The sequence below is a fragment of the Cohnella caldifontis genome (genome assembly GCF_029360585.1).
Lineage (GTDB): Bacteria > Bacillota > Bacilli > Paenibacillales > Paenibacillaceae > Cohnella > Cohnella caldifontis.
This window is the reverse complement of the sequence record NZ_JAQZSJ010000010.1, coordinates 42,847-55,704: the sequence shown is the minus strand read 5'-3', so window position 1 is coordinate 55,704 and position 12,858 is coordinate 42,847. Positions and strand designations below refer to the sequence as shown.

The window sequence follows — 12,858 nt, the reverse complement described above, 5'->3', positions numbered from 1 at the left end:
GCCATGCCCGTTTGGTTGCGGCGCAAGCCGGCGACCGCTTCGGACAACGCCGGTACGGCGCGGGAAACGCCGAATGGCGCCCCGGCCGCGGAGACGGACGGACCGCTGCTGTCGGTTCGCGGCGTGGAACGTTCCTTCGACGTAGGGGGCGCCCGGCTCCGGGTGCTGAAGGGCATCAACCTGGAGTTGTTTCCGAAGCAGCTGGTCATGCTGAAAGGCCGTTCGGGTTCCGGCAAAACGACGCTGATGAACCTGATGGGCGGGCTCGACGTCCCGACGGAGGGAACGATCCATTTTCGCGGCCGCCCGTTTCACGAATGGAATGACGATCGCCGCACCGAGGTGCGCAGAAGGGATATCGGCTTCATTTTCCAGGCTTTCGCGCTTATGCCCTTGCTGTCCGCTTACGAGAACGTCGAATTGTCTCTCCGCATGGCGGGCGTTCCCCGGTCGGAGTGGAAGCCGAGGGTGACGTACTGCCTGGAGATGGTCGGTCTGGGCAAGCGGATGTCGCACCGCCCGTTCGAATTGTCCGGGGGTGAACAGCAGCGGGTGGCCATCGCCAAGGCGATCGCCCATCGGCCCAGCCTGCTGCTCGCGGACGAGCCGACGGCGGAATTGGACAGCCAGATGGCGGCGCAGATCATGAACGTGTTCCGGGAAATCGTGAGAACGGAGAACGTCTCGATCTGCATGACCACACACGATCCAACGATTATGGAGGTAGCGGACCATGTCTATGAAATGGTGGACGGCGTATTCGTCGACAACGGGTGAACCGGAAAGGACCAGGCGGTTCGGACGCCGCGCGGCGGGGGCGCTGGCGCTCGTCCTGCTGTCGGCCGCGGTGGCGGGATGCGGACTATTGCCCAGCGAGCCGGAGGAGGAAGATCTGTCGGCGATCCAACTTCCCCAAATTTCCAAGAAGCCGGAATACGAGGTGACGACGAAGACGCTCGAAACCAAGGTGTCCGGGTCCGGCCGCGTCTTGTCCACCAAGGAAAAGACGATGTATTTCACGCTGGAAGACAAACGGCTGAAGAAGCTGTACATACAATCCGGCGACCAGGTCAAGGCGGGACAGGTTCTCGCCGAGCTGGACGTCGACCAGATGCGTCAGGATTTGCGTTCGAAGCAACTGGCGATCAAGCAGCAGGAACTGACGATCAAGGAACTTTTGCGCAAAAAGGACGAAACGGATCCGATCCAGTTCGAGCAGCAAATGCTCGCGTTCGAGCAGGATCGTCAGAGTCTGGCCGACCTGGAGGAGGACATCGCCAAAGCGACGCTGACGGCGGAATTCGACGGGACGGTCGCTTCGGTTTCCGTCCAGGAAGGGGATCAGATCAAAGCGTACGATCCGGTCTGCATCATCGCCGACCCCAGCAAGAAGATCGTCGGCGCCACGCTCTCGAAGGACGATCTGGAGAAGGTGGCCGTCGGCATGGAGGTGCAGGTCGACATCGGCAACGTCGGGCAATTGACCGGTACCGTCAAGCAGCTGCCCGTGCCGGACGACGGCAATAACGGCAATGGCAACGGCAACGGAAACGGCGGCGGGCAGGCTCCGATGGGGCTGGACGACTATTTGCTGATCGACGTTCCCAAGCTTCCGGCGACCGTTCAGCGCGGCACTCCGCTGTCGGTATCCGTCATTCTCGACCGCAAGAAAGACGCCGTCGTGATTCCGCTGGCCGCGCTGCGCAGCGTCGGCGGACGGACGTACGTCCAAGTCGTCGAGGCGGACGGGACGAAGCGGGAGGTCGACGTGGAAGTCGGGCAGGAAACGTCGACCGAAGCCGAAATCGTGCAAGGCCTGACGCCGGGGCAGAAAGTCGTGGGTCGATAACCCATGAACGCGCTGATCCGATTTCTATTCCGCAAGATGTGGAACACCCGCTGGCTGACGATGAGCACGCTGGCGGGATTGCTGGTGGCCGTCGCCTTCACGACGAGCATCCCGATCTACGCCGACGGCGCGCTGAAGCGGGTGGTCGCGCAGTCGCTCAAGGAGAACAGCCAAGGCTTGCCGGCAGGCGCGATGCTGATCTCGTACCAGGCGGTCGGCGGCAAGACCGATTGGAAAGCTTTCCGCAGCGTCGATCAGTACGTCAAGGAAGACGTGCCGCGCAAAATCGGGTTTCCGGCCGAGGCCGCTCAGATTAGTTCCTCGCTCCGGGGGACCGAAGTGGTGCCCGAGGATCCGACGAAAGTGGATCCGAGCCGGACCCGCAAAATGTCGCTGGTCTCGTTCACGGGACTTCAAGAGGCAGTCGAACAAGTCGCGGGAACGTGGTACCCCGACCATCCGGACGCCGACGGCACGATCAAGGCCGTCATGATGGAGGAGGCGTTGTTCCGCAACGACCTGCACGTCGGGGACGTCCTGCTGTATCCGATGTACGGCGGTTCGAACGATACGCTGCGCGTGCAAATCGTCGGTTCGTTCAAGCCGAAAAATCCGGCGGATCCTTACTGGTATCAGGGATTGGACGCGCTGATGAGCAACCTGTTCATCGCGGAGCCGGCGCTGCTGACGGACCTGGCCGAGAAGCGGGGCTTGCCGCTGCAGTCGGTCAAATGGTATACGGCTTACGATCTCCGCGACATCAAGACGAGCCAATTGTCACCGCTCGCCGCGGAGCTGAACCGCATCGACATCGAAGTCTACAAACGCTCGAACGACACCCGGCTGGAAATCTCGTTCGCCGAGATGCTGTCGGAATTCCGCCGCAGCAGCATCCAGCTCCAGACGCTCTTGTTCACGTTAGCCGCGCCGATGATCGCCATGGTGTTCTACTTCATCACGATGAATTCGCGGCAGGCGCTGGAGAAGCAGCGTTCGGACATCGCGGTGCTGCGCAGCCGCGGGGCCAGCACCCGGCAAATTTTCGTGCTGTTCCTGCTGGAGGGGGCGATCCTGGGGTTGGCCGCCTTGATCGCCGGGCCGTTCCTCGGCTGGTTCATGGCCAAGAGCATCGGTTCGGCGAACGGCTTTCTCGAATTCGTCAACCGGAAAGCCATTCCGGTCGGATTCACGACGGACGGGGTGCTGGCCGGGCTGGCGGCGGTCGTCGTCGCCATTCTCGCCGCCGTCATCCCGGCGCTCGTCTTTACCCGGACGTCCATCGTGGACCACAAACGCAAGATGGCACGGACGGAGAAAGCGCCGTTCTGGCAAAAGTGGTTTCTGGACGTCGTCCTGGTCGGCGTGGCCGCCTACGGCTGGTATTTGTTCAACGAACGGCAGATGGTGAGCTTCAAGACCGGCATGACGACCGACCAGCTGAACGTGCAGCCGTTCTTGTTCTTCGTGCCGGCGCTCAGCATCTTCTCGGCGGGACTGGTGTTCCTCCGCTTGTTCCCGCTCTTGCTGAAGCTGGTCAACGCGCTGGGGCGCAAGCTGCTCCCGGTGCCGCTCTACTTGACCGTCACGCAATTGTCCCGGTCGGCGAACGGCTATTACCCGCTCATGATCCTGCTGATCCTGACGATCGGCCTCGGCGTCTACAACGCGTCCGCCGCCCGGACGATCGGGCTCAACTCGGAAGAGCGGATTCTGTACAAATACGGCTCGGACGTCGTCGTCAAAGCGGTCTGGGAAGGGCAGGCGGAGTTTGCCCCGGTGGATCCCCAGCAGGGCGGGGGCAGCGGAGGCGGCTCGGGCTCCGGCGGCAATAACGGAGGCGGCAACGGCGGCAGCGGCGGCGGCAACGGGGGAGGCAGCGGCGGCCAACAGGACCGGCCCACCCCGACCCGCATCATTTACAACGAACCGCCGTTCGAAGTGTTCCGCACGCTGCCCGGCGTGCAACATGCCGCCCGGGTGCTGCAGGCGAAGGCGAGCATCAGCGTATCGGGCAAAACCGCGGGCCAAGGCGTGGTCATGGGCATCGATAACGTCGACTTCGCGCGGGTCGCTTGGCTGCGGAAAGACATGTACCCGATCAATCCTTATACGTACTTAGCCTGGCTCGGCAAAGTGCCGGAAGGGGCGATCATTTCCTCGAACGTCGCCAAGAGGTTCGATTTGAAGCAGGGCGATACCGTGCAGGCGGTGCTGCAGGATCAGGTGGTCGAATTCGCCATCATCGGCATCGTGCCGTACTGGCCGAGCGAATTCCCGGATCAGGCTCCGTTCCTCGTGGCGAACCTGGATTACATTTACGACCAAGCGCCGCTGATCCCGTACGACGTATGGCTCAAGATGGAGCCGGACGCGAAGACGGCCCCGATCATCCCCGCGCTGCAGAGCAAGGGGGTCGAGCTGGCGCAGGTCGACGACATGCGCAGCGAGCTCGCGACGCAGAGCAAACACCCCGCCCGCGGCGGCGTGTTCGGCATCCTCAGCCTCGGATTCATCGTTACGGTCATCGTTTCGTTGTCCGGTTACGTGCTGTATTGGTTTTTCAATTTGTCTTCCCGGATCGTGCAGATCGGGATCCTGCGGGCGATGGGCTTGTCGCGCAGGCAATTGACCGGAATGCTGCTGCTGGAGCAAATTTTCACGGCGGGTCTGTCGATCGCGCTCGGTGTCGGGATCGGCAAAGCGACCAGCATCCTGTTCCTGCCGTTCCTGCAGACGACCGACAACTCGGCCCGGCAAATTCCGCCGTTCCACGTCGTGTTCTCCCCGGTCGACACGATGCGGCTGTCCGTCGTGATCGGCGCGATGATGCTCATCGGGGCGGGCCTGCTCGTCGGGCATATCCGCAGGCTTCGCGTCCATCAAGCCGTTAAGCTGGGAGAGGAGCGGTAACCGTGATCCATTGCGAAGGGCTCGTCAAAATTTACAAAACCGACGATCTCGAGGTCGTCGCCCTGCAAGGCCTGAACTTGACGGTGCAGGCCGGGGAGATGATGGCGATCATCGGCAACAGCGGCAGCGGCAAGTCGACGCTCCTGAACATTCTCGGCGGGCTGGACCGGCCGTCGGCGGGGCAAGTGACCGTCGGCCCCTGGAACCTGCTGAAAGCCAGCGACGACGATCTCGTCAAATACAAGCGCGAGACCGTCGGGTTCATCTGGCAGAACAACGCCCGCAACCTGCTGCCGTTCCTGACCGCGCTGGAGAACGTGGAGACGCCGATGATGTTTTCCGGCAAGCTGGACCGAGCTTACGCCAAGCAGCTGCTGGAGTGGGTCGGGCTGAAGGACCGGATGCACAACAAGCTGCAGCAGCTGTCCGGGGGCGAGCAGCAGCGGGTCGCCATCGCGATCTCGCTGGCCAACCGGCCGCAGCTGCTGCTGGCCGACGAACCGACCGGCTCCGTCGACACGCGCACGTCCGACATGATCATGGACATTTTCCGGAAATTCAACCGCGAGCTGGGCGTTACGGTCGTGATCGTCACGCACGATCTGGCGCTGGCCGGCAAGGTGGACCGCGTGGTCGCCATCCGCGACGGCTTGACCAGCACCGAGTTCATCAAGCGAAATCCGAATCTTGACTTGTCGGTTCCGGCGGAGGGGGGCCGGTCGCTGGAGGAAGTGCACGAAGCGTTCGTCGTCGTGGACCGGGTCGGCCGCCTGCAGGTGCCGAAGGAATATTTGCAAGCCCTGTCCATCGGCGACAAAGCCAGCATGGAGATCGACGGAGACAAAATCGTCATCCGCGCACCCAAATCCTTGGAGGGAGAAGAAACCGCATGAAAAAGAACGCAAGCCGCGTCCGCAGATGGGCGCTGTCCGGCCTCGCCGTGTCCCTGTTCATCCCGATACTGGCGGCGTGCAGCCAATCGAAGGATCTCGACGATCCCGCCAACCGGCGCACGCTCCGCATCGGCACGATGTACGGAAGCAAGCAGGACGAATCGTATTTCCGCCAGCAGTACACGGACTTGTTCGAGTTTTCCCACAAAGGCATCGACATCGAGATCGTTCCGGCCATCGACTGGAGCCAGCAGCAATTCGAGAACATGGACGAAAACGGCCGCTACATCCAGCCCGATACGCTCGGTAAAGTCAAAGAGATCATGACGGGCTCGAACCCGGTGGACGTGATGATTTTCGACATGTCCATGCTTAGCCCTCTCGTGGAAGAAAACTTGCTGAAACAGCTGGATCCGATGATGAAGGAAGACAAACTCGACACCGCCGCGTTCGTGCCGTCGGTCATCGATGCCATCAAGCAAGCCGGGAACAACAACATTTACGCGCTGACGCCGACCTTCATGCCTTCCGCGCTGTACTACAACAAAAAGCTGTTCCAGGATGCGGGCGTCACGCCCCCCCATGACGGGATGAACTGGGACGAAGTGTTCGCGCTCGCGAAGCAGATGACCAAAGGAACCGGCAAAGACGCCGTATTCGGCTTCACCTTCAGCCAATGGGGCGGATCCGGCGAGAACTGGTACGATATCATGAACTTCGCGGCTCCTCTCGGGCTCAAAATGTACGACAAGAACGCCGAGAAGATGACGATCAACACGCCGCAATGGAAAAGCCTGCTCGATACCGTGTACGGGTTGTATAAAGCCCACGTCGTCCCCCATCAGGAAGACATGAACGTCGACATGCCGACGGACGGCAAGCCGATGAGATACAATCCGTACCAAGGCCGCTTGTTCATGAACGGCCGCGTGGCCATGACGATCGGCGAATACGGCATGATCAACGACATCCAGCAGATGAACGACAATTCCGACAAACTGAAAATTTCCAAGCTGGACTGGGACGTCGTCAGCATCCCGTTCCACGCCGCCGTGCCGGGAGTCGGCGTCAGTACTAACCTCAGCTCGCTGGCAGGCATTAACGCGAAAGCCCAGAACGAGAAGGACGCCTGGGAATTCGTCAAGTTCATGAACAGCGACGAATGGGCGAAGCTCCGTTCCCGCAGCACCTACGAAATGCCGACGCGCGTCGACTACATCAAAACCCGCGAAGGCATGTCCTACAACGTGGAGGCATTCACGAAGATGCAGCCGGCTCCGTATCCGAACAGTTCTCCGGAAGAGCAGAAGCTGCTTCGGGAACGGCCGAACCTGAACCTGATCCAGGACGTGTTCGGCCAAGTGTGGAATTCCGTCTTCCAGGGGCAACGGACCGTGGATGAAGCGCTCAAGTACATGGATACGAAGGGCAACGATTTGCTGCAGAAAATCAAGGCGAATCCGACCGGACAAATCGACGGCGTATTCGACGACGTGTACGGAGGCGGCGGCGGTCCGATGGGCAAAGCCATGGCGGTGCCGGCCGGCTGACCGCGGTCTCATGAAGGCGAGGAAGCGCGTAAGGACTTTCGGGTCCCCGCGCTTTCTTTTTTTATCGGAGCCGACCGTGCGCCCCCGTTTCAAATCGTTGCTGCCGGCGTATTCTACAGAATAGAATGGATGAATCCGGAGGTTGCTAGCGATGAAGTGGGTGTATTGGCTGCGGTTATACGACAGCAAATTCCAGGCGGGCTGCCTCGTCCGGCGGATGGAGAACGACGGGTGGCTGTACGGGATCGACATGCCCAGGGAAATCGAGGTTTACCGCTCGAGGAGCGGAAAGTACGGGGTCCGGTATATCCCCTGAGGATTTGAGGGTCAGGGGAAGCGTTCAGCGCTTCTAACGCCTGTTAGTCGGTCTTGGCGGACGGGGAGGGTTGTGATAAGCTGATTACGGCGCACCCGCCGCCGAAAGGAGCGATGAACATGCCCAGACTGCCGATCTCCGCGGAAACCGCCGTCAAGCTGGCGGCGTTCATGAATGTCCCGCTGGAGCATCTCATGCATATGCCCCAGCACGTCATGCTGCAGAAGCTGGCCGAAATGGCGATGGCCGAAGGCGCCAAGCCCGAAGCGAAGACGGCCGATCCCGCCAAGGAAGCGCCGAAAGAGCAGGAAAGTTCGAAGGACGGGAGCGGGAACGCCTAAGAGGAATCCGAAATCTTCCCAAATCGCTTGACGGATCGCTTGTTCATGGGGTATACTCCTTTTTGTCGCTGCGATTGGAGCGCCATGACGGACGACGCGGGGTGGAGCAGTCCGGTAGCTCGTCGGGCTCATAACCCGAAGGCCGCAGGTTCAAATCCTGCCCCCGCAACCAATACCTTTTCTCGAGACCGAGACGAGGGCCCTTAGCTCAGTTGGTTAGAGCTGTCGGCTCATAACCGATTGGTCGGGGGTTCGAGTCCCTCAGGGCCCACCAACCCGCATAGTCGCGAAACTGCAAATTTCGCTTGCAACGGAAACCGCGGATGGCGGTTTTTTTGTTTTGTCGGAATTCCTTGCGCGAAGCGGTTGCCAAGCCGGGTCTTCGCGTGCTATATTAGTTTTTGTCGTGCCGGGGTGGCGGAATTGGCAGACGCACAGGACTTAAAATCCTGGGGTGGGTGACCACCGTACGGGTTCGACCCCCGTCCTCGGCACCACGCATACATAAGAAACCTTTTTTGCTCCATCCGGACTCGGCGAAGGGTGGAAGCGGAAAAGGTTTTTTGTTATTCGCGGCAAGCGAACTCCGAGGCAGGAGATTGACCCGGTTGACGCGAAACCAAAATAGAAGCCGATAAAAACGCAAAGCAAGGAGCAAAATGCCATGCCCGCCGTATTCCGCAACGATTGGGAGCCTATTATGCAAGAAGAGATGAGCCGTCCCTATTATTTGGAGCTTCGCAGACAGCTGGCCGAGGAATACCGGAGCCAGACGGTGTACCCGCATATGAACCACATTTTCCAGGCGTTGCACCTGACTTCGTACTCCGACACCAAAGTCGTGATTCTGGGTCAGGACCCGTACCACGGCCCCGGGCAGGCGCATGGCCTGAGCTTCTCCGTGATGCCAGGAGTCAGGCAGCCGCCCTCGCTCCAGAATATATTCAAGGAGCTGCGCAGCGACCTTGGCTGCCCGATTCCGAACCACGGCTGCCTGGAGCATTGGGCGAAGCAGGGCGTGCTGCTGTTGAACGCCGTCCTGACGGTCCGGGATGGCCAGCCCAACTCCCACAAGGGCCTTGGGTGGGAGACGCTCACGGACCGCATTATCGCGGCGATAGGCGCCCGGGAGAAGCCGGCGGCGTTCATCCTGTGGGGGCGCCATGCCCAGCAGAAGGCCGGGTTCATCGACCGCTCCCGGCACTGGGTGCTGGCGACCGCCCATCCGAGCCCGTTGTCGGCGCATAACGGATTTTTCGGCAGCCGGCCGTTCTCCAAGTGCAACGAATTCCTGCGTGCGACCGGCCAGCAGGAAATCGACTGGCGCGTTCCGGATCTGTAAGCGCAAAAACGAGCGGGAAGGGGAATGGCGAATGGGCCAATCGAGGTGGCTGACTCCGGCCTCGGGATACGTATCGGGCTACACCCATACGCTTAATCCGTATACGGGTTGTTCCTTCGGCTGCACCTACTGTTACGTGCGCAGATTGCCCGTCGCGATGTTCCGCGGGGAGCCCTGGGGCTCCTGGGCGGAGGCAAAGAAAGGTGATCCCGCCGCCCTCGCGGGGGAGATCGCGAAGGCGAAACGCAAAGGGTCCGTCACCGTGTTTTTCTCCACGGCAACGGACCCTTATCAGCCTCTTGAAGCCAGCGCCAAGCTGACGCGATCTTTATTGGAAGCGATGGCGGAAGAGCCGCCCGATTTCGTATTGCTGCAAACCCGCAGTCCCCTCGTGACGAGGGATATCGACGTGCTGCGGCGCCTGGGAGGACGGGTCCGGGTCAGCATGACGATCGAGAGCGACCGGGACGAGGTCCGCCGCCTCCTGACGCCGTCGGCGCCGCCTTACGCCGCCCGTCTGCGTGCCGTCCGCGAGCTGAGGGAGGCGGGAATCGCGTCGCAAATCGCGGTTTCTCCCTTGCTGCCGCATTCTCCGGCCTTCGCGCAGCTGCTTGCCGAAACGGCGCCCCGGGTCATCGTGGACGACTTTTTCCGCGGGGACGGGAGCGCCGGGCGGCGAAGCCGTTCCCTTCGCATGCCGGAAGCCTACGAAGCAGCGGGATGGAGCGAGTGGTACTCGCCAAGCGCCGCGGACGATTTGTTCCGGCAGCTCCGGAAGCGGATACCGGAGCCGGGAGCCGTCGGCTTCAGCGTGGACGGGTTCGCTCCGTCTCCTCAGCAGCCATAACCTAACTCATTGAACGGTCGACCCTCTGCTAACGCTGCCGGAGGAGCCGTCTTCCATCGGAACGACCTTCGTTCCGTCGCCGGTTTCCCGTTTGCGCGATTCCGCCGGCTGCTGGGCGCCGAGCACCGGCACGTAGGCGGAAGAGACGTACGCCGTCGCTTTGGCTTGCGTGACCATTTGACCGTACATGGCCGCCGGGTCCGGCATGACGAGGCGGTAGTCGACGACCGCCTGATTGCCGTGGAACGAAATGCCGGCCACTTCCAAACCGTATCCCAAATGCGGAACCGTTCCGGTTACCGTCACTTTGAGCACGTCGTCGTTCACTTTCTCCGTGCTGAGTTTGACGTCGGAAAGAATGGACGTTTCCGGATCCACGGGCGGGATCGGCGGCGTGTTTTTCACGAACTCGATCGCCCGGTACAGCATGCCGGCGGCTTCGCTGCGCGTGATCGGCTGCTTCGGACGGAAGCTGCCTTTATCGTCCAGCGCCGCGATTTTGCCGATGAGCAGCTTCTGGATGCCGTTCATGTAATCTTTGTTGATTTGGTCTTCGTCCTTGATCGTCATGTAGAGTTCGATCCAGGCGAAGTCGCCTTTCTTGGCGATGGCGTTATACAGCCAATGCGCGTATTGTTCGCGCGTCGCCTTGCCGTTCGGATTGATGTCCGCCGGGATATCCAGCCCGTTCAGGGACGCCACGATGAACGCCTGCGCGTACCAGGCGTCGTCTTTCACTTTGGTGAAATAGTCGCTGGCTTTCGGTTCCATGATGAACCGGATGTTGTCGATGTTCAGGTCCATGCCTTTGACGATCAACGCGACCGCGTTCGCGACCGTCATCGTTTGCCGGGGAGAGAATTTCCCATTGCCGACGCCGCTCAAGATTCCCTTCTTCTCCAGGCTTTCGATCGCCGCTTTCTCTTTGTCGCCTTGGACGTCGCCGAAAGCGAAGGCCGATCCCGCAAGCGTAAAGCAGAGAGACAGGGCGGCCAGGAGCAACACCATCGTTTTGGTTCGAATCCATTTCATCGTCATCTTCCTCCTCGGGAAATCGTTAGGCGGTTCGTGCCGCTTTTCGTTGTCATGGACGCGGGGTTTTTGGAAAAGGTTGCACGGTATTTTCTTTATTGTTCACGAAAAAACCCTCCGCCTCGTAAGGCGAAGGGTTGCGGCAAGCGATTATGGTGATCTCAGCAGGGTTCGAACCTGCGACCCCCACCCTGTCAAGATGGTGCTCTCCCAACTGAGCTATGAGATCGAAGAAGATGGACGACATCCGGCGCGAAGGTAAGAAAATGGTGATCTCAGCAGGGTTCGAACCTGCGACCCCCACCCTGTCAAGATGGTGCTCTCCCAACTGAGCTATGAGATCGAAGAAGATGGACGACATCCGGCGCGAAGGTAAGAAAATGGTGATCTCAGCAGGGTTCGAACCTGCGACCCCCACCCTGTCAAGATGGTGCTCTCCCAACTGAGCTATGAGATCGAAGAAGATGGACGACATCCGGCGCGAAGGTAAGAAAATGGTGATCTCAGCAGGGTTCGAACCTGCGACCCCCACCCTGTCAAGATGGTGCTCTCCCAACTGAGCTATGAGATCATACCGCGTCAGAGACAATTGATATCATACCAACTGTGAGCGCCCAAGTCAACCCGGAAAAACAAAGAAACGAGGAAATTATTCCTCGTCCCACTTTTTGGAATACGCTTTGTTGGTGACCCATACGCATAACCAAGTGATTAGAATCAAAATGACGCCGGAGACGATCCAGGTGGTCAGCAAGATGCATACGTCCTTTCAGCCAAGATCCCCTCTATCTTACCGCATCGGATCCGCAATCTCTACCTGTCCGTTCTCGATCGCGTAGATTTTGTGCTGTTCGATGAAGCGCATCCGCCCCGTTCGGCCGACGAAAGCCGGTTGGTCGTCGCCGTAGTGCATCAAATAGATGATGCGTTGAAGCTCTTCGGGCAGCGTCAGCAGCATGGCCAGATCGGCATGCACGACGCCCGGGGGATGCAGCTGGCAATCGTGGAAAATGGTATCGACGCCCCGTTCGTTCACGAGACGCTCCAGCAGTTCGCGATCGAACGTCATGTCGGCCGTATAGAAGAAGCGGTCGTTGAACAGAAACGAGAAGCTGGGTTTGTTCGGAATATGGCGGGTCAACACCAGCTCCGCCGAGAGGCCGGGCAGCAGCTCGCATTTACGGCCTGCGCGAAGAGGTCTGACCTCGAAATAATCCTCCAGCGACCGGAACGCTTCCTGTTCCAACCCGCCGCGGAGCGAGTGCTCCCAGAGCGGGGTAACCAAGCTTTCCTCCAGATATAAAATCGGCTTGCGCCGATAAATGAATTTCATCTGGAACGCGAGTTCCTCCAGGCCGCCGATATGGTCGGCGTGGATATGGGAGATCAGCACGGCGTCGATTTCGTCGAACCCGATTCCAAGCTCGAAGAGCGCCCTCGGCGCCGTAATGCCGAAATCGACCAATAAGGTTCGGCCGCCGGATTTCAGCAAAGCGTTGTTGTTGTAGAACGATTTGGCAAAAGCGCTGCCGGTCCCCAACATCTGCAGTCTCAAGCCGCAACCTCCCTTGTCCGCATGCGAAAACGCCTTGAGCGGCATCTCAATCGCAGTGAGAGTTTGACTCCGTCAAACGCCCTCATAAATGTACCATAATTTACCTCGCCGCAAAAGTATAATAAATCCAACAACTGAACGATTTCTAAACCGCGTCATCCGCGGAAAAAATGCAGCACCCTTCCGGCATATGCCGCATATGGTGGCTTGATGAACCGTATGC

Annotated in this window: 11 protein-coding genes and 7 tRNA genes; 12 read left to right on the top strand and 6 right to left on the bottom strand. The window is 60.0% G+C overall.

Features of this window, described 5'->3' with window-relative positions; genetic code table 11:
* The first annotated feature begins 3 nt into the window (after positions 1-3).
* The 12 genes from PTZ19_RS15040 to PTZ19_RS14985 all read left to right on the top strand — a co-directional run bounded on the left by PTZ19_RS15040 (position 4) and on the right by PTZ19_RS14985 (position 10,048).
* Complete coding sequence (locus tag PTZ19_RS15040) at positions 4-777, top strand: ABC transporter ATP-binding protein (protein WP_276355890.1); 774 nt, start codon at positions 4-6, stop codon at positions 775-777.
* Complete coding sequence (locus PTZ19_RS15035) at positions 734-1,849, top strand: efflux RND transporter periplasmic adaptor subunit (protein WP_339329332.1); 1,116 nt, start codon at positions 734-736, stop codon at positions 1,847-1,849. The genes PTZ19_RS15040 and PTZ19_RS15035 overlap by 44 nt, the downstream gene beginning before the upstream one ends.
* A gap of 3 nt (positions 1,850-1,852) precedes the next feature.
* Positions 1,853-4,759 carry an ABC transporter permease gene (locus tag PTZ19_RS15030; protein ID WP_276355889.1) on the top strand — a complete coding sequence of 969 codons (2,907 nt, stop codon included), beginning with the start codon at positions 1,853-1,855 and terminating at the stop codon, positions 4,757-4,759.
* A 2-nt stretch (positions 4,760-4,761) separates the two neighbouring features.
* Positions 4,762-5,652, top strand: a complete 891-nt coding sequence (locus PTZ19_RS15025) for an ATP-binding cassette domain-containing protein (protein WP_276355888.1) — start codon at positions 4,762-4,764, stop codon at positions 5,650-5,652.
* Positions 5,649-7,202 carry an ABC transporter substrate-binding protein gene (locus tag PTZ19_RS15020; RefSeq protein WP_276355887.1) on the top strand — a complete coding sequence of 518 codons (1,554 nt, stop codon included), beginning with the start codon at positions 5,649-5,651 and terminating at the stop codon, positions 7,200-7,202. Before PTZ19_RS15025 ends, PTZ19_RS15020 begins: the two co-directional genes overlap by 4 nt.
* Before the next feature lie 151 nt (positions 7,203-7,353).
* Positions 7,354-7,518 carry a hypothetical protein gene (locus tag PTZ19_RS15015; protein WP_276355886.1) on the top strand — a complete coding sequence of 55 codons (165 nt, stop codon included), beginning with the start codon at positions 7,354-7,356 and terminating at the stop codon, positions 7,516-7,518.
* Between the two features lie 119 nt (positions 7,519-7,637).
* Positions 7,638-7,859 (top strand): YycC family protein, encoded by a 222-nt coding sequence (locus PTZ19_RS15010; protein WP_276355885.1) that lies wholly within the window; start codon positions 7,638-7,640, stop codon positions 7,857-7,859.
* 95 nt (positions 7,860-7,954) lie between these two features.
* A tRNA-Met gene (locus PTZ19_RS15005) sits at positions 7,955-8,031 on the top strand.
* Between the two features lie 25 nt (positions 8,032-8,056).
* Positions 8,057-8,133: transfer RNA gene (locus PTZ19_RS15000), tRNA-Ile, on the top strand.
* 134 nt (positions 8,134-8,267) lie between these two features.
* A tRNA-Leu gene (locus PTZ19_RS14995) sits at positions 8,268-8,356 on the top strand.
* A gap of 167 nt (positions 8,357-8,523) precedes the next feature.
* Complete coding sequence (locus tag PTZ19_RS14990) at positions 8,524-9,201, top strand: uracil-DNA glycosylase (RefSeq protein ID WP_276355884.1); 678 nt, start codon at positions 8,524-8,526, stop codon at positions 9,199-9,201.
* A 31-nt stretch (positions 9,202-9,232) separates the two neighbouring features.
* A complete protein-coding gene (locus tag PTZ19_RS14985) occupies positions 9,233-10,048 on the top strand; it encodes an SPL family radical SAM protein (RefSeq protein ID WP_276355883.1) in 816 nt (271 codons plus the stop codon).
* Between the two features lie 6 nt (positions 10,049-10,054).
* On the opposite strand, the gene PTZ19_RS14980 is transcribed toward PTZ19_RS14985, so the two are convergent.
* The 6 genes from PTZ19_RS14980 to PTZ19_RS14955 all read right to left on the bottom strand — a co-directional run bounded on the left by PTZ19_RS14980 (position 10,055) and on the right by PTZ19_RS14955 (position 12,680).
* A complete protein-coding gene (locus tag PTZ19_RS14980; RefSeq protein WP_276355882.1) occupies positions 10,055-11,080 on the bottom strand; it encodes an S-layer homology domain-containing protein in 1,026 nt (341 codons plus the stop codon).
* Between the two features lie 153 nt (positions 11,081-11,233).
* Positions 11,234-11,309: transfer RNA gene (locus tag PTZ19_RS14975), tRNA-Val, on the bottom strand.
* Between the two features lie 38 nt (positions 11,310-11,347).
* Positions 11,348-11,423, bottom strand: a tRNA-Val gene (locus tag PTZ19_RS14970).
* Positions 11,424-11,461: 38 nt separating this feature from the next.
* A tRNA-Val gene (locus tag PTZ19_RS14965) sits at positions 11,462-11,537 on the bottom strand.
* A 38-nt stretch (positions 11,538-11,575) separates the two neighbouring features.
* Positions 11,576-11,651 (bottom strand) — tRNA-Val (locus tag PTZ19_RS14960).
* Positions 11,652-11,870: 219 nt separating this feature from the next.
* The gene (locus PTZ19_RS14955) at positions 11,871-12,680 is read right to left on the bottom strand and encodes an MBL fold metallo-hydrolase (protein WP_422615004.1); all 810 of its coding nucleotides are present in this window, start codon (positions 12,678-12,680) and stop codon (positions 11,871-11,873) included.
* Positions 12,681-12,858 lie beyond the last annotated feature (178 nt).

Bases quoted from the DNA above. Each gene is read 5' to 3' on its own strand.
- PTZ19_RS14990 (WP_276355884.1), top strand. From the start codon at position 8,524: ATGCCCGCCGTATTCCGCAACGATTGGGAGCCTATTATGCAAGAAGAG.
- PTZ19_RS14955 (WP_422615004.1), bottom strand. From the start codon at position 12,680: ATGCCGCTCAAGGCGTTTTCGCATGCGGACAAGGGAGGTTGCGGCTTG.
- PTZ19_RS15010 (WP_276355885.1), top strand. From the start codon at position 7,638: ATGCCCAGACTGCCGATCTCCGCGGAAACCGCCGTCAAGCTGGCGGCG.
- PTZ19_RS15035 (WP_339329332.1), top strand. From the start codon at position 734: ATGTCTATGAAATGGTGGACGGCGTATTCGTCGACAACGGGTGAACCG.
- PTZ19_RS15030 (WP_276355889.1), top strand. From the start codon at position 1,853: ATGAACGCGCTGATCCGATTTCTATTCCGCAAGATGTGGAACACCCGC.
- PTZ19_RS15015 (WP_276355886.1), top strand. From the start codon at position 7,354: ATGAAGTGGGTGTATTGGCTGCGGTTATACGACAGCAAATTCCAGGCG.
- PTZ19_RS14985 (WP_276355883.1), top strand. From the start codon at position 9,233: ATGGGCCAATCGAGGTGGCTGACTCCGGCCTCGGGATACGTATCGGGC.
- PTZ19_RS14980 (WP_276355882.1), bottom strand. From the start codon at position 11,080: ATGAAATGGATTCGAACCAAAACGATGGTGTTGCTCCTGGCCGCCCTG.
- PTZ19_RS15020 (WP_276355887.1), top strand. From the start codon at position 5,649: ATGAAAAAGAACGCAAGCCGCGTCCGCAGATGGGCGCTGTCCGGCCTC.
- PTZ19_RS15040 (WP_276355890.1), top strand. From the start codon at position 4: ATGCCCGTTTGGTTGCGGCGCAAGCCGGCGACCGCTTCGGACAACGCC.